Annotated in this window: 24 protein-coding genes and 1 tRNA gene; 5 read left to right on the top strand and 20 right to left on the bottom strand. The window is 70.9% G+C overall.

Going from position 1 to position 22,068, the window contains the following annotated elements; genetic code table 11:
* Window positions 1–18: 18 nt before the first annotated feature.
* Window positions 19–1,140, bottom strand: a complete 1,122-nt coding sequence (locus tag ASF40_RS08895; protein ID WP_056368391.1) for an aminotransferase class V-fold PLP-dependent enzyme — start codon at window positions 1,138–1,140, stop codon at window positions 19–21.
* A gap of 45 nt (window positions 1,141–1,185) precedes the next feature.
* On the bottom strand, window positions 1,186–1,971 hold the full coding sequence (locus ASF40_RS08900; protein WP_056368014.1) for an isoprenyl transferase: 786 nt from the start codon (window positions 1,969–1,971) through the stop codon (window positions 1,186–1,188).
* Window positions 1,972–2,083: 112 nt separating this feature from the next.
* Between ASF40_RS08900 and trhA the strand changes: the two genes are divergently transcribed.
* A complete protein-coding gene (gene trhA / locus ASF40_RS08905; RefSeq protein WP_235560173.1) occupies window positions 2,084–2,827 on the top strand; it encodes a PAQR family membrane homeostasis protein TrhA in 744 nt (247 codons plus the stop codon).
* Window positions 2,828–2,885: 58 nt separating this feature from the next.
* Here trhA and ASF40_RS08910 read toward each other — a convergent pair whose 3' ends face one another.
* Window positions 2,886–3,206, bottom strand: coding sequence for a hypothetical protein (locus tag ASF40_RS08910; protein ID WP_056368019.1), 321 nt, complete (start codon window positions 3,204–3,206; stop codon window positions 2,886–2,888).
* Between the two features lie 114 nt (window positions 3,207–3,320).
* Between ASF40_RS08910 and ASF40_RS08915 the strand changes: the two genes are divergently transcribed.
* Both ASF40_RS08915 and greA read left to right on the top strand, forming a co-directional pair.
* On the top strand, window positions 3,321–3,719 hold the full coding sequence (locus tag ASF40_RS08915; RefSeq protein ID WP_056368021.1) for a DUF4307 domain-containing protein: 399 nt from the start codon (window positions 3,321–3,323) through the stop codon (window positions 3,717–3,719).
* A 131-nt stretch (window positions 3,720–3,850) separates the two neighbouring features.
* Window positions 3,851–4,342, top strand: a complete 492-nt coding sequence (gene greA, locus ASF40_RS08920) for a transcription elongation factor GreA (RefSeq protein ID WP_045296735.1) — start codon at window positions 3,851–3,853, stop codon at window positions 4,340–4,342.
* A 49-nt stretch (window positions 4,343–4,391) separates the two neighbouring features.
* On the opposite strand, the gene ilvA is transcribed toward greA, so the two are convergent.
* Window positions 4,392–5,672 carry a threonine ammonia-lyase gene (ilvA, locus tag ASF40_RS08925; protein ID WP_056368393.1) on the bottom strand — a complete coding sequence of 427 codons (1,281 nt, stop codon included), beginning with the start codon at window positions 5,670–5,672 and terminating at the stop codon, window positions 4,392–4,394.
* 8 nt (window positions 5,673–5,680) lie between these two features.
* The gene (locus ASF40_RS08930; protein ID WP_056368023.1) at window positions 5,681–6,871 is read right to left on the bottom strand and encodes an AI-2E family transporter; all 1,191 of its coding nucleotides are present in this window, start codon (window positions 6,869–6,871) and stop codon (window positions 5,681–5,683) included.
* 86 nt (window positions 6,872–6,957) lie between these two features.
* On the opposite strand from ASF40_RS08930, the gene ASF40_RS08935 reads away from it, so the two are divergent.
* Window positions 6,958–8,271, top strand: a complete 1,314-nt coding sequence (locus ASF40_RS08935) for a winged helix-turn-helix domain-containing protein (RefSeq protein WP_235560174.1) — start codon at window positions 6,958–6,960, stop codon at window positions 8,269–8,271.
* Window positions 8,272–8,289: 18 nt separating this feature from the next.
* Here ASF40_RS08935 and ASF40_RS08940 read toward each other — a convergent pair whose 3' ends face one another.
* The 14 genes from ASF40_RS08940 to ASF40_RS09000 all read right to left on the bottom strand — a co-directional run bounded on the left by ASF40_RS08940 (window position 8,290) and on the right by ASF40_RS09000 (window position 20,638).
* Window positions 8,290–9,384, bottom strand: a complete 1,095-nt coding sequence (locus ASF40_RS08940; RefSeq protein ID WP_056368025.1) for a DNA glycosylase AlkZ-like family protein — start codon at window positions 9,382–9,384, stop codon at window positions 8,290–8,292.
* Window positions 9,385–9,503: 119 nt separating this feature from the next.
* Window positions 9,504–10,070 (bottom strand): LemA family protein, encoded by a 567-nt coding sequence (locus ASF40_RS08945; RefSeq protein WP_056368027.1) that lies wholly within the window; start codon window positions 10,068–10,070, stop codon window positions 9,504–9,506.
* An 83-nt stretch (window positions 10,071–10,153) separates the two neighbouring features.
* Entirely contained in the window at window positions 10,154–11,467 is a 1,314-nt protein-coding gene (locus ASF40_RS08950; protein ID WP_056368029.1) for a D-arabinono-1,4-lactone oxidase, read from the bottom strand.
* Window positions 11,464–12,693, bottom strand: coding sequence for an alanine racemase (locus ASF40_RS08955; protein WP_056368031.1), 1,230 nt, complete (start codon window positions 12,691–12,693; stop codon window positions 11,464–11,466). The genes ASF40_RS08950 and ASF40_RS08955 overlap by 4 nt, the downstream gene beginning before the upstream one ends.
* Before the next feature lie 111 nt (window positions 12,694–12,804).
* Window positions 12,805–12,969: a hypothetical protein gene (locus tag ASF40_RS21080; protein WP_157549537.1), complete on the bottom strand. Its 165-nt coding sequence runs from the start codon at window positions 12,967–12,969 to the stop codon at window positions 12,805–12,807.
* A gap of 70 nt (window positions 12,970–13,039) precedes the next feature.
* Window positions 13,040–13,112 (bottom strand) — tRNA-Leu (locus ASF40_RS08960).
* Window positions 13,113–13,188: 76 nt separating this feature from the next.
* Complete coding sequence (locus ASF40_RS08965) at window positions 13,189–14,631, bottom strand: NAD(P)/FAD-dependent oxidoreductase (RefSeq protein ID WP_056368398.1); 1,443 nt, start codon at window positions 14,629–14,631, stop codon at window positions 13,189–13,191.
* A gap of 34 nt (window positions 14,632–14,665) precedes the next feature.
* Window positions 14,666–15,946 carry a S8 family serine peptidase gene (locus tag ASF40_RS08970; RefSeq protein ID WP_056368400.1) on the bottom strand — a complete coding sequence of 427 codons (1,281 nt, stop codon included), beginning with the start codon at window positions 15,944–15,946 and terminating at the stop codon, window positions 14,666–14,668.
* The gene (locus ASF40_RS08975) at window positions 15,943–16,458 is read right to left on the bottom strand and encodes a DUF501 domain-containing protein (RefSeq protein ID WP_056368033.1); all 516 of its coding nucleotides are present in this window, start codon (window positions 16,456–16,458) and stop codon (window positions 15,943–15,945) included. The genes ASF40_RS08970 and ASF40_RS08975 overlap by 4 nt, the downstream gene beginning before the upstream one ends.
* Window positions 16,459–16,561: 103 nt before the next feature.
* Window positions 16,562–17,125, bottom strand: a complete 564-nt coding sequence (locus ASF40_RS08980) for an FtsB family cell division protein (RefSeq protein ID WP_235560175.1) — start codon at window positions 17,123–17,125, stop codon at window positions 16,562–16,564.
* Between the two features lie 63 nt (window positions 17,126–17,188).
* On the bottom strand, window positions 17,189–18,469 hold the full coding sequence (gene eno / locus ASF40_RS08985; RefSeq protein ID WP_056368035.1) for a phosphopyruvate hydratase: 1,281 nt from the start codon (window positions 18,467–18,469) through the stop codon (window positions 17,189–17,191).
* Between the two features lie 96 nt (window positions 18,470–18,565).
* Window positions 18,566–19,234 (bottom strand): O-methyltransferase, encoded by a 669-nt coding sequence (locus ASF40_RS08990; protein WP_056368038.1) that lies wholly within the window; start codon window positions 19,232–19,234, stop codon window positions 18,566–18,568.
* A 32-nt stretch (window positions 19,235–19,266) separates the two neighbouring features.
* Window positions 19,267–20,289 carry a DUF1648 domain-containing protein gene (locus tag ASF40_RS08995; protein ID WP_056368040.1) on the bottom strand — a complete coding sequence of 341 codons (1,023 nt, stop codon included), beginning with the start codon at window positions 20,287–20,289 and terminating at the stop codon, window positions 19,267–19,269.
* The gene (locus ASF40_RS09000) at window positions 20,267–20,638 is read right to left on the bottom strand and encodes a GntR family transcriptional regulator (protein WP_056368043.1); all 372 of its coding nucleotides are present in this window, start codon (window positions 20,636–20,638) and stop codon (window positions 20,267–20,269) included. Before ASF40_RS09000 ends, ASF40_RS08995 begins: the two co-directional genes overlap by 23 nt.
* A gap of 99 nt (window positions 20,639–20,737) precedes the next feature.
* Here ASF40_RS09000 and ASF40_RS09005 point away from each other — a divergent pair, with 99 nt between their 5' ends.
* Window positions 20,738–21,250: a PaaI family thioesterase gene (locus tag ASF40_RS09005; RefSeq protein ID WP_056368403.1), complete on the top strand. Its 513-nt coding sequence runs from the start codon at window positions 20,738–20,740 to the stop codon at window positions 21,248–21,250.
* On the opposite strand, the gene ASF40_RS09010 is transcribed toward ASF40_RS09005, so the two are convergent.
* The gene (locus tag ASF40_RS09010) at window positions 21,232–21,993 is read right to left on the bottom strand and encodes a helix-turn-helix domain-containing protein (protein ID WP_056368045.1); all 762 of its coding nucleotides are present in this window, start codon (window positions 21,991–21,993) and stop codon (window positions 21,232–21,234) included. The two genes, ASF40_RS09005 and ASF40_RS09010, sit on opposite strands and share 19 nt — an antisense overlap.
* Between the last annotated feature and the right edge of the window lie 75 nt (window positions 21,994–22,068).

Raw genomic sequence — 22,068 nt, forward strand, 5'->3', positions numbered from 1 at the left:
CACGAGCAGCATCCCCTGTCACCAGACGCGCGCCGACGAGAAGGCGGCGAGCGCGTCGCCGAACAGCCGCAGCGTGTCGGCACCGGTGCCGACGTGCGGGGCGACCCGGATACGGCCGGCCCGCGTCGTGACGGTGAGGCCGTGGTTCGCCAAGGAGGCGGCGAGGGGCGCTGCGTCCTGCGGAGGGGGCTCCAGGGTCACGATGCCCGCGCGGCGCTCGGGGTCCCTGGGTGTGACCACCGGCACCTCGTAGCGATCCGCGAAGAAGATGACGTCGGTCGCCCGCGCAGCCAGCACCGCCTCGATGGCGGCCACGCCCACATCGACCACTTCGCGCAGCGCCGTCGCCAGGCGCGCGGCGGCGAGCGTGTCGAAGCCGGCGACCGAGAAGGCCCGTGCCGAGGCGGCGGGCACGGGCACGGTGTCCACCGGCAGGTCGCCCTCCACTCCCTGGAAGCCCGACAGGACGGGCGCGATGCGCTCGAGAGCACGATCGCCGAACCACGCGAACCCCGTCCCCCGCCCCGCGCGAAGCCATTTGTAGCCGTTGCCGCACACGACGTCCGCCGCGAGGTAGTCGGCCTCGACCGCGCCGAATCCCTGGATGGCGTCGACGATGAGGAGTCGATCGCCGATCACCTCGCGGATCGCCGACAGATCGGTGCGGTACCCCGTGCGGAAGTCGACGAGGCTGACCGCCACCGCACGGGTGTCGTCGGAGAGGGCGGAGCGGATCGCGTCGGGCGTCATGAACCCGTCGGCCGGCTCGACCCACTGCAGCTGCACCGAGCCGAACGCCTCGGACGCGCGGGTCGCCGCCACCGTCAGGCTCGGGAACTCGCCGCGGCCGAGCATGAGGCCGCCTGCCAGTCCGTAGATGGCGTGCATGAGGCCGTACGTCGTGGACGGCTGCAGCACCACGTGCGAGGCATCCGTGCCGATCAGCTCCGCGACCAGCTCGCGGGCCTCTCGCTCGTGGTCGGCCACGAGTTCGATGCTCGTCCGCCGGCCCGAGCCGAGCAGCTCGGTGTCCCCCTGCGCCTCGCTGCGGACCGCAGGCGAGAGCGGCCCGAACGCCGCCCAGTCCAGATACCCCGGTTCCCCATCGAACGACGCCAGATATGAATCCAGATCCGTCACGCGGATCATTCTGGCAGAGGTGCGATCAGCGGTGTGAGCGGCCGATCAACCGCCGTATCGACGGTCACGCGAGGCGAAGTCGCGGATGGCGCGGAGGAAGTCCACCTCGCGCAGATCCGGGCCGAGAGCCTCGACGAAGTAGAACTCCGAGTGGGCCGACTGCCACAGGAGGAAATCGCTCAGCCGCTGCTCCCCCGACGTGCGGATGACGAGGTCGGGATCGGGCTGTCCTCCGGTGTAGAGATGCTCGCCGATCTGCTCGGGCGTGAGGCTCGCCGCCAGCTCCTCGAGCGATCCCCCGCGCTCATCGTGCTGGGCGATGATGCTGCGCACGGCGTCGACGATCTCGCCCCGGCCGCCGTAGCCGACCGCGAGGTTGACGTGCATCCCCGCGTTGTCCTTGGTGCGGGTCTCGACGTCGGCGAGGACGCGCCGGAGGTCCGCCGGCAGCGCGTCCGCCCGGCCCACGTGCTTCACGCGCCAGTCGCGCTCGTGCGAGAGCTCGTCGGCGAGTTCGGCGATGATCTCGATGAGGTCGGAGAGCTCCCGCGAATCGCGTTTGCGCAGGTTGTCGTTGGACAGCAGGTACAGCGACACGACGCGGATGCCCACGTCGTCGCACCAGCGGAGGAATTCCTTCATCTTGGCCGCGCCCGCGCGGTGGCCGTGCGCGGCGGAGTCGTAACCGAGCTGCTTCGCCCACCGGCGGTTCCCGTCGATCATCATCGCGAGGTGGCGGGGGACGGATGCCGGGTCCAGGCGTCGGCGCAGGCGGTTTATGTAGAGCCGGTAGAGGGGCCCCCTGCCCTCGTTCGTCTCGCCGCGCGCCACATGCCTACGCTACCTCCCGCGCGACGTCGACCCTAGCGTGGGACCGAGTGCCACTTCCCCTGCGACCGAGCATGTTCCCCTCGCGGCATGCGCGCCCCTCTACGCTGGGGGAATGAGCCGCCGTCGCAGTATTCCCCGGGCCCCTGAGGTCCCCGTGCTGCCGCTGATGGACGCCGCGGCCGTCGACGCCGCGACACCCGATCTCAAGCCGACGTGGCGCGGCTGGATCCACGCGGCGACCTTCCCCATCGCGATCGCGGCCGGCATCGTGCTCATCGTTCTCGCGCAGGGCGCGCCGGCGAAGTGGGCGTCGGCGGTGTTCATGGCCACCTCGCTGCTGCTCTTCGGCAATTCCGCGCTCTACCACCGGTTCAACTGGAAGCCGAAGACCAAGGCGATCCTCAAGCGCATCGACCACGCCAACATCGTGCTGCTGATCGCGGGCACCTACACTCCGATCGCGGTGCTCGCGCTGCCGCCCCAGCAGGGGGCGCTGCTGCTGGTCCTCGTCTGGAGCGGCGCCCTGCTCGGCATCCTGTTCCGCGTCTTCTGGATCAACGCGCCGCGCTGGCTCTACGTCGCCCTCTATCTCCTGCTGGGGTGGGCGGCCGTCATGTACATCGTTCCGCTGTTCCAGGCCAGCGCGGCCATGATGGTCCTCGTCGCCATCGGCGGCCTGCTCTACACCGGCGGCGCCGTCGTCTACGCGATGAAGCGTCCCAACCCGTGGCCCGGCCACTTCGGCTTCCACGAGATCTTCCACGTCTGCACGGTGCTCGCATTCCTCTGCCACTGGACGGCGTGCCTCATCATCGCGCTGCACCCGTACTCCCCGTCGCTGGGGCTTCCGAACTGAAGATGATGGCGGATGCTGCGGGCCGCAGCATCCCGTCACCGCCACCGCTCGCGGCGGCTCAGCCCTTGGGCGGCGCCGTGGCGTCCCCGCGGTCGTCGTCGGCCGCCGGGTCGATGCTCTGGTCGTCGACCTCGGTCGCGTCCGTGGCGCGCGCCGCCTGCTCCTCGGCGTCGAGCTGCTCCTGGATGTCGGCGCGTACGCGGCCCCGGCGGATGCGGCGCATCATGTCCCAGATCAGGAAGATCACGGCGATCGCGATGAGCGCGGTGAAGAGGAATCCCACGACGCCGGGGCTCACGAGGTTCGGATCGACCGCGGGCGCGGGCGTCGGCGTCGGGGTCGTCGCTGCGGGGAGGAGTGCGACGATCGCGTGCTGCATGGGGTCCTCGCTCTGCCCGCGGGGCGGGCGGTGTCGTCGGGGGTGCGCGCGAGCGCATAGCCTGGAGTTCCAGCCTAATCTTCCGATCCGACCCGACGAGCCCGAAGGAGCGGCGTGACCACGCAGGACATGCTCGACGAGCGCTACGGCCGCCGCCGCTCCCCTGCACGCGCGTGGCTCATCGGCGCCGGCATCGTGGTGGCGGTCGCCGTCGTCGGTCTCTTCGGCTGGTCCACCGTGCGAGCCTCGCTCAACTCCGTCGACTCGGACACGACATCGTTCGACGTCGTCGACGAGCACTCCGTGACGCTCGGATTCCAGATCAGCAGTCCCCCCGGCGCCGCGGTCGCGTGCGCGATCGAGGCGCAGGACCAGGAGCACGGCGTGGTGGGCTGGCGGGTCGTCGAGCTGCCGGCATCCGAGCTCCACGCGCGCGCCTTCCGCGAGACGATCCCGACGACCGCGCTCGCCACCACCGGGTTCGTGAATTCGTGCTGGGTGCTGCCCGAGTGAGTTTGTCCGAACAGACGCCGTGACGTAGTCTGGCGGGACATCAGCACAATCGCGCCCTGGCCGTGAGCCGGGGCGTTCGGTTTATGCCCGCACCACTGCGGTCGGCAGCGGGCCCAACGAAGGAGTCAGCCGTGTCCACCGACGCCCCCGTGACCTTCCTCACCCAGGACGCCTACGATCGCCTGGCCGCCGAGCTCGAGCACCTCTCGACCACCGGCCGCGAGGAGATCGCCAAGCGCATCGAGGCCGCGCGCGAAGAAGGCGACCTCAAGGAGAACGGCGGCTACCACGCCGCCAAGGACGAGCAGGGCAAGCAGGAAGCCCGCATCCGCACGCTTCAGCACCTGCTCAAGACCGCGACGGTCAGCGAGGCGCCGGAGAGCAACGGCGTCGTCGAGCCCGGCACCGTCATCACCGCCATCGTGGCGGGCGGCGAAGAGGTCTTCCTGCTCGGCAACCGCGAGATCGCGGTCGGCTCCGAGCTCGACGTGTACAGCGAGGCCTCGCCCCTGGGCGTCGCGATCCTCGGCCGCAAGGAGGGCGAGAAGACGTCGTACACCGCCCCCAACGGCCGTGAGATCGCCGTCGAGATCGTCAAGGTCGAGACCTACAACGGGCAGTGACCCGCAGCGGCCTCAGGGAGTCCTCTGAGGCCGCCGGGCGCGGCCTTGCCTAGTCCGGAACGACCGTGGGCGCGTAGCCCGCGTCCTCGAGCACCGAGATGACGTGCGCGCGGTGCTCCTCACCGCGCGTCTCCACACTCAGCTGCAGGATCACCTCGCTGATCTGGATACCCTGCCCGTGCCGGGTGTGCAGCACCTCGATGACGTTCGCCCCGGCGATCGCCAGCAACTCCGACACGCGCGCGAGCTGACCAGGACGGTCCGGCAGCGGGATGCGCAGCGTCATGTACCGACCGGATGCCGCGAGCCCGTGCGCGACGACGCGCTGCAGCAGCAGCGGGTCGATGTTGCCACCCGAGAGCACCGTGACGGTCGGGCCGGTCGCGACGACCTTGCCCGCCAGGATCGCCGCGACGCCGACCGCGCCCGCGGGCTCGACGACCTGCTTGGCGCGTTCGAGGAGCACGAGCAGGGCGCGGGCGATGTCGTCCTCCGTCACCGTCACGACCTCGTCGACGAGATCACGGATGATCTCGAACGGCAGGTCCCCCGGACGGGCGACCGCGATGCCGTCCGCGATCGTCGGCGAGGTCGGGACCTCGAGCGGATGCCCCGCCTCGAGCGATGCCGGATAGGCGGCGGAGTTCTCCGCCTGCACGCCGATCACCCGCACCGTGCGGCCCTCCGCCGCGGCACGCGCCTTGACGGCCGCGGCGACGCCGGCGACGAGTCCTCCCCCGCCGATCCCCAGCACGACGGTGTCGAGGTCGGGCAGCTCATCCATGAGCTCGAGGCCCAGCGTGCCCTGCCCGGCGATGACGTCGTGGTGGTCGAAGGGGTGGATGAAGACGGCACCCGTGCGCTCGGCGAACTCGGCCGCGAGGCGCAGCGGCGTCTCGACGGTGGCACCCTCGAGAATGACGTCGGCGCCGTACCCTCGCGTGGCGAGGAGCTTCGGCACCGGCACGCCGAGCGGCATGAAGATGGTCGCGTGGATGCCGAGCGCCTTCGCCGCGAGCGCCACGCCCTGGGCGTGGTTGCCGGCCGAGGCGGCCACGACGCCGCGGGCGCGCTCCTCGGCGGTCAGCCGCGAGAGGCGATAGGTCGCGCCGCGGATCTTGAACGACCCGGTGCGCTGCAGGTTCTCGAGCTTGAGGTGCACCGGCACGCCCAGGACGTCCGACAGGTGCAGCGAGGCGTCGAGCGGGGTGTGCGAGATGACGCCCTCGAGGGTGGCGGCGGCATCCTCGAAGTCCGCGAGCGTCGGGACGGCCGAGGCGAGTGCTGCCGGGGCAGGCGCGGTCGCGGCGGCCTGATCGGCGGATGACATGGCGGTGGTCACGAACGGACTCTCCTCTGCCGTGGGACGGTGCTCCAGATGAGATCTCCGGTGGGTCTGGCGCCGGTCTCCCACGCGCGTTCGGCAAGGTAGACCGCCACGACGTTCACGAACGCGGCGAGCGGCACGGCGAAGAGGGCTCCCGGGATGCCGGCGATCATGGCACCGCCCGCGACCACGAGCACCACCGCGAGCGGGTGGACCTTGACGGCGGAGCCCATGAGGAGCGGCTGGAGCACGTGGCCTTCGAGCTGCTGCACACCGAGCACGACCACGAGCATCCACAGCGCGATCCACGGACCGTTGTACACGAGCGCGAGGAAGACGGCGACCGTTCCGGTGACCACGGCACCGACGATCGGGACGAACGCGCCGAGGAAGACGAGCACGGCGACCGGGATGGCGAGCGGCACCCCGAGGAGCGCGGCGCCGAGGCCGATTCCGATGGCGTCGATCGTCGCGACCAGCAGCTGCGTGCGGGCGTAGTTGACGACGGTGATCCACCCGGCACGGCCGGCGCCGTCGGCGGCGGGTCGCGCCTTCTTGGGGAACAGCCGCAGGGTCCAGCGCCAGATGCCGGCGCCGTCGGCGAGCAGGCACAGCAGGATGAAGAACGCCAGCACGGCGCCGGTCACGACGTGGCCGATCGTTGAGCCGATGGCGAGCGCGCCCGACCACAGCAGCTCGGCCTGCTGCTGCAGGAACGTCCAGCCCTGCGCCAGGAGGTCGTCGATCTGGTCCTCGCTCAGGTGCAGGGGGCCGTCGATGAGGTACTGCCGGAACTGCTGGACCGCGGCGACGGTGCTCGCCTGCACCGAGTCCCATTGCTGCATGATCTGCCAGACCACAAGCCACAGCAGACCCGTCACGATCGCGACGGTGCCCACCACGGCGATGACGATCGCCAGCCAGCGCGGCACGCGGCGCCGCAGCATCCAGGTGAAGGCGGGCCACAGCAGGGCGGTGATGAGGATGGCGATGAGGAGCGGGATCACCAGCAGCTTCAGCTGGATGACGAGCCAGACGCCGACCCCGATCGCCGCGGCGACGACGATGAGGCGCCACGAGTAGGCGGTCGCGAGGCGGAGGCCACGCGGCACCGCGGCGGAGGTCTCGGTCGAGACGACCCTGCTGCGGTCGCGGACGGCGTCGAAGATGGATCCGCGGGGCTTATCGTCGGAGCCGCTCATCAGCCCAGTCTAGGCGCGTCGCATTCCGCGCCGGTCATGAACGGCGGGCGGGCGCGGTGTCTGAGGCCCGGGCTACGCTGGCGCGCGTGAAGTCCTCACTCAGCGCCGCAGAGGCGCGCCGCGTGGCCCTCGCCGCCCAGGGATTCGGGCGACCCCGACCGACGGCAGCCGGCACCCGGCAGCTCAACGGCGCGCTGGCACGCATGGCGACGCTGCAGATCGACTCGGTCAACGTCTTCGCGCGCTCCCACTACATGCCGCTGTTCTCGCGGGTCGGCGCCTACGACACCGCCGCGCTCGACCGTCTGCTGTTCGCACGGCGCTCCCCCTACGTCGAGTACTGGGCCCACGTCGCGGCCTTCATCCCCGCCGAAGACTGGGGTCTGTTCGATTTCCGCATGCAGGCCATGCGTGCGAAGTACGGCAGCAAGCCCGGCGGCTGGTTCGACGCGAACCGCGACATCGTCGACTGGGTGCGTGCCGAGCTCGCCGATCGCGGCCCGCTGCGCCCGGCTCAGATCGAGCACGACGCCAAACAGAGTGCGCGGGGTCCCTGGTGGGACTGGGACGTCGTCAAGCAGGCTCTCGAGCACCTGTGGATGTTCGGCGAGGTGGCGATCGCCGGCCGCCGCGGCTTCGAGCGACGGTACGGCCTCGCCGAGCAGGTGATCCCCCGCCATGTGCTCGAGGCACCGGTCCCCCGTGACGAGGCCGTGCGTGAGCTCACGCGTCGCGCGACGCGCGCCTACGGCGTCGCCACCGCCGCCGACATCGCCGACTACTGGCGCATCGCCGACCGCAAGGCCGTCACGGCCGCCCTCGATGACCTCGTCGACGCCGGCGAGCTGTACCCGATCACCGTCGAAGGGTGGACGACCGCCGGTCGCCCGGCCAAAGCGTGGCTGCACGCCGACGCCGTGGTGCCGCGCAAGATCGATGCCGCCGCGATCCTGACCCCGTTCGACCCCGTCGTGTGGTTCCGCGACCGTGCTGAGCGGCTCTTCGACTTCGAGTACCGCATCGAGATCTACACGCCCGCGCCGCGTCGCCGGTTCGGCTACTACTCGCTGCCTGTCCTCGTCGGCGACGACATCGTCGGCCGCGTCGATCTGAAGGCCGACCGCGCCGCCTCGACATTGCTCGTGCAGTCCGCGTGGTGGGAGCACGGCACCCCCGCCGATGCTGCGCCTCGCCTTGCCCAGGAACTCCGGCTCGCCGCGTCCTGGCAAGGACTCGAGTCCCTCTCCGTCTCCCGCTGGGGCGATGCCACCGACGACCTTGCCCGGGTCCTGCCCGAGGCGACGCGCCACGAGGCGGGTCCGGCCGAGCCGGTGCCGCTCGCCGCTGACGAGCCCGGGGCGGACACGCACGACCTCGATGTCGAGGAGCTCGCCGGCTGATCCGGCGACGCGCCGGTCTCACGCGCCCGGACCGACCACCTCGAGCCCGAGCCAGCGGGCGAGATCCTGGATCTCGGCGTCCACCGACTCCCTGACCTCATCGGTGAAGGGCTCGTCCTCATGCACGGCATGCACGCGGAGCAGGCCCGCCTTGCGGTCGGCTTTGGCGTCGAGCTTTCCGACGAAACGGTCGCCGTGAAGGATCGGCAGAGCGAAGTAGCCCCACCGCCTCTTCGCCGCCGGCTTGTACATCTCCAGCAGGTACTCGTACCCGAAGAGCTCCTCGAGCCGGCGCCGATCGAACACGAGGCGGTCGAACGGCGACAGCAGCGCGGTGCGCCCCGCGAAGCCGTCGGCGGCCTCCAGGGCGTCGGCGTCGACGCGCCAGACGCCGTCGACCCCGTCGACGACGGCTTGTTCGCCGATCTCGCCGACGTCGATCGGTTCGAACGGCTGGGCGATGCCCTTCCTCCGCGCGATCCCGAGCGACGCGAGTCGGCGCTCCGCACGCTCGCGGCCGGCGTCCTCGTCGGTCAGGTGCGGCACATCTCGCGGGTACACGCGGTCGGCGACATCGAACAGGCGGCCACCGGCATCCCGCGACGACACGGCCACATCGCCGCACAGCACGAGCATCTCGAGGAGCTGCATCGAGTTGCGGTTGTTCGTCCAGCCCGACGAACGCCACGACACCTGCGCGGCATCGGGGATGTCGGCCGCCCGCAGCGGACCCTCGGCACGGAGCCGCGCGAGGACCTCCCGCCGGAACACGTCGTTCGCCGCGAGCCACTCTCGCGCCTGCGCGGATTCGGGTCGACGCTGCATCTCAGGGATGAGCAGTGCGAGGTCGGTCATGGCGCGGTAGAACCCGCCCCATTCGAACACCGCGCGGTCCTCTTCGAACAGGCGCGTCAAATCGGCCGGCTGATATGGCCACCCGAGCCGGCTCCACAGGATGAGGTCGGCACTGGGCGCGATCGCCGCGGTCGGCTCGATGTTCACCACCGTGAGCGCGTCGATGGTCTCGACGATGCCGGCCGGCCTCTCAGCCGTCAGCAGCTGCCCCCGCAACGCGACGCGCCGCGCCTGCGCGCGGCTCAGCCGATGGACCATGGCCCCGACGCTACCGCCGGCCTCCGACGTGCGTCACGGGGTTCCGGCTCGCTTCGCTCGCTCAACCTGCACCAGGCTCGCATCAACGCTCGCCGGCGCTCGCTGGGACCCGAGCCGCGTCAGAACTGGACGCGCGGGGGCTCCGAGATCGCGGCACCGTCGATCACTTCGAAGAACTCGCGCTCGTGGAAGCCCAGATTGCGTGCGAACAGGTTGTTCGGGAACACCTTGATCTTCGTGTTGAGCTCGCGGACCCCGCCGTTGTAGAACCGGCGTGACGCCTGGATCTTGTCTTCCGTGTCGACGATCGACTGCTGCAGCTGCAGGAAGTTCTGACTCGCCTGCAGCTGCGGATACGCCTCGGCCACGGCGAACAGGGACTTCAGCGCCTGCTGGAGGTGTCCCTCCGCGACGCCCGCCTCAGCCGGCCCTGACGCCGACAGCGTCTCGGCGCGGGCCCGCGTCACGTTCTCGAACACCGCCTTCTCATGAGCGGCGTAGCCCTTCACCGCCTCGATGAGGTTCGGCAGCAGATCCGCGCGGCGCTTGAGCTGCACCGTGATGTCGCTCCACGCCTCGTCCACCCGCACATTCAGCTGGACGAGCGAGTTGTACGTCGCCCAGAGATAGATGCCGACGATGACGACGAGCGCCACCACGATGAGGACTGGAATCAGCCATTCCATTTGCCGATGCTCCGTTCGGTAGTGCCCTCATCCTACCGACGCAAAACCCCCTCGCATGTGGGGTATTCCCCGACTCTCAGCCGTTACCCACCGAGTACGCGATCGAGGTACGGGTTGCGGAACAGCCGCTCTGGGTCGAGACGGTCGCGCAGGGCGACGAAGTCGTCGAATCGGGGGTAGCGCGACCGCAGGGCGTCGGCGCCGAGGGTGTGCATCTTGCCCCAGTGCGGCCGACCGTCGAAACCGAGCATGATCTCCTCGACTGCCTCGAAGTACTCGGTCGGGTCCTCGCGCCAGTAGCGGTGTACCGCGATATACCCGGAGTCGCGGCCGTGAGCCGTCGACAGCCAGCGGTCGTCGGCCGCCGCGACCCGCACCTCGATGGGGAACCCGATCCGCCAGCCGCGGTCATCGATGAGTGCGCGCACCGCCTCGAACGCGGAGCGCAGGTTCTCGACCGGCACCGCGTACTCCATCTCGCGAAACCGCACCGACCGGTTCGTCGCGAAGACGCGGGCCGAGGCATCCGTGAACTCCCGATTCCCCCAGATCTTGGCCGACAGCCGGTTGATCGGCGGCACGAGCGCCGGCATCGCCGCGCCGGCCGCGCACGCGACCTGATGGACACCCGTGCCGACGAGGGTGTCGTCGATCCACTTGCCCACCGGGGGAAGAGGATGCCGTGGCGCGCTCTCGGGGAGCCGCGTGTTGGTCTTGGTCATCGCGCGGTCGGTGTGCGGGAACCAGTAGAACTCGAAGTGGTCGGCCGCCGCCGCGCGCTCGTCGAGGGCGCCGAGGACCTCGTGGAGGCCTTCGGACTGCTCGACCGCGTGCAGCACGAAAGCGGGCACGCATTGGATCGTGACCTCGACGAGGATGCCGAGGGCACCGAGGCCGAGGGCCACTGCCGGCACGAGCTCGGGGTTCTCGTCCTCGCTCACGGTGAACAGTTCGCCGGAGGCGGTCACGAGGGTGGCGCCGACGACCTGGCCCGCGATGCCGGTGAAGCGCTCCCCGGTGCCGTGGGTGCCGGTCGAGATCGCCCCCGCGATCGACTGGCGGTCGATGTCGCCGAGATTCTCCATCGCGAGGCCGAACGGCGCGAGGAGCGACGGGACCTCGTGCAGGCGCGTGCCCGCCAGAAGCGTCACCCGGGCACGGTCGACGTCGACCGAGACGAGCCCGCTGAGATCGCGGAGCTCGAGGAGCGCGCCGGGGGCCACCGCGATGCCGGTGAAGCTGTGGCCGGCGCCGACGGCCTTGATCGGCATGCGCTGCGCCGCCGCCGCGACGACGGCGCGCTGCACCGCCGCAACGGTGCGGGGGAACTCCACGCGCTGCGGCCGCACCGACTCCGTGCGGCCCCAGTTGCGCCACACCCCTCCGGGACGGGTCACAGGAACGCCTTACCCTCGCCGCGGTAGGTCGCCACCTCCCCCACCCTGGTGTCGCCGTCGACGAGGTGGTAGCGATCCACGCGCTCCGCGAGCTCGCCGCTCTTGGAATGACGGAACCAGACACGGTCGCCCACCCGCAGATCGCGCGCCGCGTCGCCCCGCAGCGGAGTCTGCACTTCGCCGGCGCCCTCGCGGGGCGCCATGCGCAGGCCGCCGGGCCACACCGCCCGGGGCTGACGCGACTCGAGTGCCGGTCCGGAGGCGATCCATCCGCCCCCGAGCACGGTCGCGACGTCGGGGGCGGGCTTGCGCACCACCTCGAGCGCGAACGCCGCGGCCGGCGCGGGATCGAATGCGCGATAGCCGTCGAACAGGTGGCCGGCGAGCAGGCCGCTGCCGGCGGTGACCTCGGTGACGGCCTGATCGGATGCCGTGAGCTCGAGGGATCCGGTCCCGCCTCCGTTGACGAACTCGAGCGGGGCGATGTCGCGCAGCGACGCGACGATGGCCCCGCGACGATCGAGGAGCTCGGCGGCCGAGCGGCGCTGCATCCAGCGGATCACGGCGTCGCCGGATCCGGTGGCATCGCCCTGACCGGCGATCTGCGCCTCGTACATCATGAGACCCACGAGGCGGAATCCGGGCCGGGCCGCGATCGAGCGAGCGAGCGCGGCCACCTCCGCCGCCTCGTGCACGGGCGAGCGGAGCACGCCGATGTGCCCGAGGGCCGGCGCGCGCCAGGAGGCGTCGGCGTCGATCGCCACGCGGATCTCGGGTCGCGCGCCGGGCGCGGCGACGGCGTCGACGAGGTCGAGCTGCGCGAGGTCGTCGACCATCAGTGTGATGCGCGACGCCGCGGTCTCGTCGGCGGCCAGTGCGGCGATCGCGGCACGGTCGGCCGTCGGGTAGCCGAGCACGATGTCGTCCATCGTCTCGGCCAGCCACAGCGCCTCGGGAAGGGTGAACGCGAGGATGCCCTGGTAGCCGGGCAGGGCCAGGACGGCGTCCAGCACCTCGCGCACGCGGACCGACTTGCTGGCGACGCGGATCGGCACACCGCCGGCCCGCACCACGAGGTCGAGCGCGTTGTACCGCAGCGCCCCGGAGTTGATGGCGGCCACGGGGCCGCTCACGTCCGCCACGGCATGGCTCATGGCGTCCCAGTAGGACGCGGGGTGGTCCCACGGCTTCGTCGCCGTGGGCGTGGACAGAAGATCGAGACTCATACGGCTCGCTTCGGGTGCGTGCGCATCGCCCCAGCCTAGAGCGCTGGGAGCGGTTCCGATGACCGGCTGTGGAAGCCCGTCTGCGCCGCTCGCGCCACGGCGATCCGGAGGTCAGTCCTTCGCCCTCGCGGCGCGCTCCTGCTCGACCTCGTCCTCGGCACCGTACACCGCGATCGGCGGGGCACCCAGGAACAGCGCCGTGATCTTCCACCACCAGCCGCTCTTCGGCGTGCTCTGCGCGGCGTCGCCCTGCCGGTCCGTGCTGTGCTCGTTCATGCCGGTACCCTTTCGCCGGTTTTGCCCAGGTTAGCGAGCCTTCTCGGCGAACGCGAGGGTCTGGCGGGAGTACCCCCGGTGGGATTCGAACCCACACTTGGGCGAGTTTAAGTCGCCTGCCTCTGCCGTTGGGCTACGGGGGCGGGTCACGTGCCGCCGGGAACGCGAATGCCGCAGGCTCATCTTCTCAGACGAGCCTGCGGCATCCGGCGTTCGACGTCAGTTCGCGGCGACCTTCTCGGCGTCGGCCGCGGCCTTCGCCGGAGCCTTGCGCGCCGGCGCCTTCTTGGCCGGCGCGGCTGCCGGAGCAGCCTTCTCGGCGGGCGCCTCGACCGGCTGCGGCGGCCGCGGGCGCGCGGCGAACTCTTCGAAGACGTAGCGCGGGTTCTGGACGGTCGACAGGTTCACCATGTCGCGGCCGAGCCAGAAGTTGTTCCACCAGCCCCACAGCACACGCCACTTGCGCTCCCACGAGGGCATCGCCAGGCCGTGGTAACCGCGGTGGGCGAGCCACGCGATCCAGCCCTTGAGCGCGATGTTGCCGGACTGGAACACACCGACCCAGAGGCCCAGGCCCGCGACGGCACCCAGGTTCTTGTGGATGTACTGACGGGGCACCTCGCCGCGCAGCACGGCGACGAGGTTCTTCGCGAGGAGCTTCGCCTGACGCACGGCGTGCTGGGCGTTGGGCACGCAGTAGCCGCCCACGCCGCCACCGGTGAGGTCGGGCACGGCCGAGACGTCGCCGGCGGCCCAGGCGCCCTCGACGACCTCGTCCTCGGTGCCGACACGGAGGTCGGCACGGGTGCGGATGCGACCGCGCTCCTCGACGGGCAGGTCGCCGCCGCGCACCACGGTCGGGTTCGCCATGACGCCGGCGGTCCAGATGATGAGGTCGCTCGGGATGGTCTCACCGGTGGACAGCTCGATGTTGCCGCCGACGGCGCCGGTCACCTGCGTGTCGAGGTGCACCGAGGCGCCGCGCTTCGCGAGGTTCTTGAGCACCCATTCGCTCGTCTTCAGCGACACCTCGGGCATGATGCGCCCCATGGCCTCGATGAGGTGGAAGTGCGTGTCGTCGAAGGTGAGCTGGGGGTAGCTCTTGACCAGGGAGGAGGCGAGCGAGCGGAGCTCGGCGAACACCTCGATGCCGGCGAAGCCGCCGCCGACCACGACGACCGTCAGCAGACGGTCGCGCTCAGGCCCGGCAGGCAGGGTCGACGCCTTGTCGAAGTTCGACATCAGCTTGTCGCGGATCGCGACGGCCTCTTCGATCGTCTTCAGGCCGATCGCGTTGTCGGCGATGCCGGGGATCGGGAAGGTGCGCGAGACGGCGCCCGCGGTGACGACGATCTGGTCGTACTCGAGCTCGTAGGGGTCGCCCGCGATCGGAGTGATCGTGGCGACCTTGTTCGCGTGGTTGATCCCGGTCACCTTGGCGGCCACGACGTTCGTCTTCTTGAGGTGACGGCGCAGCGCGACGACCGAGTGGCGGGCCTCGATCGAGCCGGCGGCGACCTCGGGGAGGAACGGCTGGTACGTCATGTAGGGCAGCGGGTCGACGATGGTCACGTCCGCTTCACCCTTGCGCAGATGCTTCTCGAGCTTCCAGGCCGTGTAGAAGCCTGCGTATCCGCCACCGACGATGAGGATCTTGGGCACGGTGTTGGTCACGGTTTGGAGTACTCCTCCTGTGTCAGCGGCTCGGCGCGCGGGACGCCAATCGGATGCGTCGGACAGCAGCGGTGACGCCGAGCGCCACCAGTATAGCCGTCGCAGTGACCAGCAGGAGCGGGAGGGTGCCGTAGATGACGGTGTCCCGATCCGGAAGAAGCGGCGATGCGACGCGCGTCGCGGGATCGGCGTCCGGCAGCGGCGGAACCTCCACGGGTGCGGTCGGCTCCTCCGGCAGCGTCGCGACCGGCGCCCGGCGGTACAGGCGCACCCAGTCCTCGAGACTGCCCATGGGGTTGGCGGTGACGCTCGGGATGCTCGCGGTGACGGCGGCTGCGGCATCCACCAGTCCATAGCCGTAGAGGACGTCCGGCACATCCTTCGCTCCCGCCGCAGGGCGAGCGGTCTTGATGATGCGGTTGATCACGTTGTTCGCGTCGAGTTCGGGATGCGCCGCCCGCACGAGCGCCGCGATCCCGGCGACGATGGGGGCCGCGCCGCTGGTGCCGTCCCACGAGACGAGCGTCGAGTCGGCGGAGACGCCGATGAGCTCCTCGCTCGGCGCGGTGACCCCGATCGTGATGCCCTGCGTCGACGCCTCGACGCTGGCCTTGCCCGATCGGTCGACGCCGCCCACCGTCAGCACACCCGGGATCGTCGCGGGCGCTCCGACGCGCGTCGTGCCGCTCCCCCGGTTTCCCGCGGCGACGACGATGACGACGTCGTGCTCGAAGGCATACAGGAAGGCGTCGTCCCAGCTCTCCGGCCAGTCCGGCACGTTCGTCGTCAGCGACATGTTGATGACGTCGGCACCGTTGTCGACGGACCAGCGGATCGCGTCGGCGATCTGGTCGGAGAAGGGCCGCGGTGCGGAGGAGCCGAACGCGACCGACACCGACAGCAGCTGCGCCTCAGGCGCGACGCCGATCATGCCGGCGCCCGGGCCGGTGCCCCTGCCCGCGGCGAGGGAGGCGACCCAGCTGCCGTGGTCCTTGTCGACGGCGCCGACGGGCGTGCGCCCATCGGGTGAGCCGGCGCCCGAGACATCCGTTCCCCCGGCGACCGCACCGTCGAACTCGACGGGTCCGCGGCCGATTCCGGTGTCGATCACCGCGATCTTCACGCCGGCGCCGCGCGTGGTCTCCCACGCCTCCTCGACGCCGTAGTCGGTGAGCCAGTACTCGGCGCTGCGCACCGGGTCGTCGGCAGGAGCCGCCTGCGCGGCCGCAGGGCCGGCCACGACGAGGGTCGTCGCGACGGCGACGGCGACCGCGGCGACGGCCGCGAGCAGGCGCCGGATCATCCGCCCGATCCCGGGTGCGCGCACACGCAGCGCTCGGGCGACCACGAGGACATGGCCAGTGCGCGGTCGCCGATCGGGTTGACGCCCGGGCCGGCGGCGAGGGCATGGCCGGCGAGCGCGTGCAGGCACTTCACACGCGTCGGCATGCCGCCGGCGGAGATCCCGGCGATCTCGTCGACCTCGCCGAACCCGGCGCGGTCCCGCAGGTAGGCCTCGTGCGCACGCCGGTATGCGGCGGCGACCTCCTCGTCGGCGAGCTCGTCCTGGAGTTCCCGCATGACGTGGTCGGCTTCGAGGCCCGACATGGCGGCCGTCGCGGCGGGGTGGGTGAGGTAGTAGAACGTCGGGAAGGGCGTGCCGTCGGGAAGGCGCGGCGACGTCGCCACCACCGTGGGGTTGCCGCACACGCAACGCGCGGCGATTCCGACGACGCCGCGGGCGGGACGACCGAGCTGTTCCTGGAGCACGGCGAGGTCGGCGTCGCTGACAGAGGGGTACGGCGGGGTCGTCACAGAGGTGCTCCTTGGTCGGGCCCAGGCTACCGGCGCCACCTGGGACGGTCCTGGGCCACGCGGCGGGCGAACGCGCCGCCGTCATCCCGGCGGCCGGCGTCGCTCACGGCGTCGGGGTGGTCGAGGGTTCGGGGTCGGGCACGCCCACGGTCACGGGCGCCACGGTCTGCGCGAGCCCGGCCTCGGTGACCGAACGCACCAGCTTCGCCATCCAGTCCGCATCGGCGGCCCGGAGCTCGTCGCTGACCGGATCCTGCTCCTGCGGCGCGAGCTCGGGCGGCAGATCGTCGTCGACGAGGTACACGACCTCGCCGGGCTTCACGTAGTACAGCCGCTCGCGCGCCTGCGTGGTGATGTAGGCGGGGTCCTGCCAGCGATCTCGCTGCGATTCGAGCTCGGCGACGTCGTCGCGGCTGACCTGCACCGCCGCCTCGAGCGCGGCGACCTGCTGGCGCTGGTCGACGTAGGTGCCGATCGTGGGCACGAGCACGAAGGCCGCGAGGACGACCAGACCCATCATGATGACCATGAAGCCCGAGAGACGGATGCCTCCGAGCCACGCCCGCACGTCGACCGGGCGCCGTGCGCTCACGGGGCGGCGACGGGGCGCACCGGCACCGCCGCCTGTCGCCGGGGTACGAGAAGGGGGAGCCGTCGTCTTGGCCACGGCTCCCCCTTCCCGTCAGCAAGCCGCTACGCGGCGCTGGTCGCTAGCGATGTCTACCGCGCATCAGCCCTTGAAACGGGGGAAGGCTCCGCGGCCCGCGAACACCGCGGCCTCGCCGAGCTCCTCTTCGATGCGCAGAAGCTGATTGTATTTCGCGACGCGCTCGCTGCGGGCGGGCGCGCCGGTCTTGATCTGACCCGCGTTGACGGCCACCGCGAGGTCGGCGATCGTGGTGTCCTCGGTCTCGCCCGAGCGGTGCGACAGCATCGAGCGGTAGCCGTTCTGGGTGGCGAGGGCGATCGCGTCGAGCGTCTCCGACAGCGTGCCGATCTGGTTCACCTTGACCAGCAGCGCGTTGGCGACGCCGAGGTCGATGCCGCGCTGCAGGCGCTCAGGGTTGGTGACGAACAGGTCGTCGCCGACGAGCTGCACCTTGGTGCCGATCTTGTCGGTGAGGGCCTTCCACGCGTCCCAGTCGTCCTCGGCGAGGGCGTCCTCGATGGTGACCACCGGGTAGTTCGCGACAAGGTCGGCGTAGTAGTCGGTCAGCTGCTCGGCCGACCAGGCCTTGCCCTCGACGGTGTACACGCCGTCCTTGAAGAACTCGGTCGCCGCGACGTCGAGGCCGACGCCGATGTCCTTGCCGGGGGTGAAGCCGGCCTTCTCGATCGCCTTGATCAGGAAGTCCAGGCCCTCTCGGTTGCTCGGGAGGTCGGGGGCGAAGCCGCCCTCGTCGCCCAGACCGGTCGAGAAGCCCGCCGCCTTCAGCTCGCCCTTGAGGACGTGGTAGACCTCGGTGCCCCAGCGCAGGGACTCGGCGTACGTGTCTGCGCCGATCGGGGCGAGGAAGTACTCCTGGAAGTCGATGCCGTTGTCGGCGTGCTCGCCGCCGTTGATGACGTTGAACAGGGGCACGGGCAGGACGTGCGCGTTCGGGCCGCCCAGGTAGCGGAACAGCGGCAGGTCGGCCGAGTCGGCGGCGGCCTTCGCCACCGCGAGCGAGATGCCGAGGATGGCGTTCGCACCGGTGCGCGACTTGTTCTCGGTGCCGTCGGTGGCGATGAGGATCTCGTCGACGAGACGCTGCTCGCTCGCCTCGACACCCTCGATCGCGGGGCCGAGCTCGTCGATGACGGCCGCAACCGCCTTCAGCACGCCCTTGCCGCCGTAGCGGCTCTTGTCGCCGTCGCGCAGCTCGTACGCCTCGAACGCGCCGGTCGACGCGCCGGAGGGGACGGCCGCGCGCTGGACGATCCCGTCGTCGAGCAGCACCTCCACCTCGACGGTCGGGTTTCCGCGCGAGTCGAGGATCTCACGGGCGCCTACAGCCTCGATCTGTGCCACAGGGGGTCTCCTTGCTTGGTGGAGGGTGGTTCGTCGGAGCGTCGTCGGTCCGCCCACGAGTCTAGTGATGACGGATGCCGCGGCCGGAAGAATCCGTCATACGACGAGTGCGATCGCGATCCCGTCGTAGCCCTTGGCGTCGAGCGTCTGGATGGCGGTCGCGTCGAAACGCGGGTCGCGTGCGAGCATCTCCAGCCCGCGCTGCACCCCGATGATCTGGGGATTCTCGGTCGCGGGGTTGGCGACCTCACCACCGCGGACGGTGTTGTCGACCATCACGACGGTGCCAGGTCGCCCGAGCCGGGCAGCCCAGTCGAGGTAGATCGTGTTGGACTCCTTGTCGGCGTCGATGAAGACGAGGTCGAAAGGCTCGCCTCCCTCGAGCGTCGGCAGCACGTCGATGCCGCGGCCCAGCCGGATCTCGACCTTGTCGCCCACCCCGGCGCGGTCGACGTTCGCGCGGGCGAGCTCCGCGTTGAGGGGCTCGGCCTCGATCGTCACGACCCGGCCGTCGGTGGGGATGCCACGCGCGAGCCAGATCGTCGAGTACGCGCCGAGGGTACCGATCTCGAGCACACGACGGGCACCCGACATCCGCGCGAGCAGGTGGATGAACTTGCCGTTGACCGGCGCGACCTCGATCGCCGGGAGGCCCGCGTCGTTCTGGTCGGCGACCGCCTGCTCGAGACCAGGGTCGTGCCCGACCAGCAGCTCGGTGAGGTAGGCGTCTACGCGGCGCCACGTGTCGGGGGTGGGATCGGCCATGCCCCTCAGCCAATCCGGCCGCTCGCCGGGCGTCAAGACCTGGCGGCCGCCCGCGCGACGAGTGCCTCGAGGAGCGCCGCCCCGGTGCCGGCGTCGTCGACGGTCACGACGAACCTCTTACCGCTGCCACGGAGCACCTCGATGGCCTCCCCTGCGCGCAGCACGACGCCGAAGCGGCGCCCGGTGCTGAGGCGCAGCCCCCAGCCGCCGAACTCCCCCATCGGGTTCACGTCGACGCGCGCCGCCGAGACGACGTCGGAGAGCGGCACGTGGAACCGCGGGATGCCGAGCACCGAGTCCACGTGCAGGCCGGTGTCATCCACGCGGACGTGGAAGGCGAGCGTCGTCGCAGTGAACGCCACGAGCAGCGCCGTGACGCCGGTGAGGACCCAGGCGATCGTCGTTTCTGCGCCCGTGAGCCAGACACTGGCCGCCACGACAGCCAGGACGAGCACGGAGACGACCACGACGATCGCGCCACCGGTGTTCATCGCGGTGGCCCGCACCCACACGGCGCGTTCGTTCGCGGCGAGCGCGAGCGGCGTCGCGGGGACCGTCGTGGCATGCGCCGCATGCTGACGAGGCTGCACGAACCACGCGGCGATGCCGACCAGTGCGGCCGCCGCAACCGCCGCCACGAGTGCGACCCAGACGGTGGGCGCATCGCCCCCGCTGTCCAGACCCGCCTGCACCGCGAACGTCACGGTGAAGGCGACCGTCGTCAGCGCCGACGTCGCGGCCGCCGTCGCCCCCAGGAGCCGGTACGTCGCTCCGCGCTCCCCACGATGCAGTCCGGGCAGCGTGCTCAGCGCGATCAGGAGCGGGATGCCGAGCCCGAGCGCCACGGTCATCAGCGGCTGCGTCCACGCGGGGGCGAATCGGTCGGCCTCCCCCGCCGCGTTCCAGTGCACCGCGACGGTCGACGGAACCTGAGGGAGCAGCACGAGCTGGACGGCGACGCCGATGGCGACGAGTGCGACGGGCAGCCACACCGCGACGAGCACGAAGCGCCGGACGACCAGGTCAGCACCATCAGCGGGTGTGGCGTTCGTCATGGGCGGCGATCTCCTTCACGAGGGCGGCGAGTGCGTCAGACGGGAGCCCCGCCGCGCGCGCCCGCGCGACGAGGTCGTGGATGTCGTGATGGAGGGCTTCGAGGGTCGCCGCCTGCGCGGTGACGACCGCGCCGCGTCCGCGCCGGAGCTCGACGAGCCCTTCGTCGCGGAGGTCCTGGTACGCGCGCAGCACCGTGTGCACGTTGACGCCGAGTGCGGCCGCGATCTCACGGGCGGCGGGCAGCCGGTCACCCGGCTGCACACGTCCGGTCGCGGCATCCGCTCGCACCGACGCCGCGATCTGCGCGAACAGCGGCGCATCGCTTTCGGGGTCGATCCTCACCAACACGCGCTTATTCTATGACAACTAGAACAACTTGAGGTACTCATTGTGGAGATCGACCAAGCGAATGCGGCTCGCGGGGCGATGTCCGCCATGCTGTGCCGCATGCGCGTGACCCCTCGACGACTCGCCGTCGGCATGAGCCTGTGGATCCCCAACCTCTTCAGCGGCATCCGCGTGCGGAGATTCGCCGACGATTGGACCAGCGCCACCGTCGAACTGCATGTCAACGTCTTCACCCGCAACTACGTGAAGACGGCTTTCGGCGGCTCGATGTCGGCGATGACCGACCCGTACTACTTCATGCTGGTGATGCACCAGCTCGGTCGCGACTACGTCGTGTGGGATACCCGCGGCGAGATCGAGTTCCTGAAGCCGGGTCGGGGACTGCTCACGGCGCACTTCGCGGTGCCGCGCGAGAAGGCCGAAGCGCTCCGCGAGCGCGCACGCGGCGGCGCGAAGGTGCTCGAGTGGTTCGAGACCGACATCACCGACGCCTCGGGAGACGTGGTCGCCCGGGTGCGTCGCGAGGTCTACGTGCGCGAGAAGAAGCGGGTGACCACGGCGTCGGCGGACGGCGCGCATCGGCTCGACTCGGCTCAGAGGCCGGCGCGGTAGTCGGTCGCCGTGAACCCCAGCACTGCGCGGAAGTCGTTCGCGAGGTGCGCCTGATCGGCGTAGCCGAGGTCGGCGGCGATGTCGGCCAACGAAGCGTCAGGATCCTCCCGCACGCGCTGCGCCGCTTCCTGCAGTCTCCGGCGCCGGATCATCGCGGCCGGTGACAGACCGACCGTGCGGTGCGCCAGCCGCTGCAGGGTGCGCACCGACACGCGCAGGCGTTCGGCCGCGTCGTCGAGACGGAGGATCGTCGGGTCGCTCATCAGCAGGTCGGCCATCGCGTTCGCGAGGCGCGCGTCGGACGTCGGCGGTCCGACGCGCTCGACGAGCCACCCCGAGACCGCTGCCGCCGCCGCATCGAGGTCGGGCATGGCCGCTGACACCGCGTGCTGAAGGTTCGGCTCGTCGAGGGGGATGTGCGCATCGACCAGGTCGCTCGGCGCGTCGTGCAGACGGGCGAACGCCGCGGGCTTCAGCAGAGCGCCCACTGCCCAGCCGCTCCCGCGGAGCTCGCGCTCCGATGCTCGCGTCGTCGCACCCCACAGTGCGACTCCGTCTGGCTCGACGACCAGGTTCGCGGCCGGATAGCCCAGGACGGGCTGACGCGAAACGACCGCCTCGGGAAGGTCCCACTGCGGGATCCAGAACCATTCGACGAGAGTGGATGCCTCGCCCTCCGGCGCGAGCCGGGTGAAGCTCGGCAGTCGCTCCGGGTAGAGCACCCCGCGCGTCGGATCGGTCACTCCGTCACGGTAGTGCGCGGGTCGGACACCCGGGACCGACGGTGTCGCGAATCTCCAAGACCGCAGCATCCGTCC

Source organism: Microbacterium sp. Leaf288, assembly GCF_001422925.1.
Taxonomy (GTDB): Bacteria; Actinomycetota; Actinomycetes; order Actinomycetales; family Microbacteriaceae; genus Microbacterium.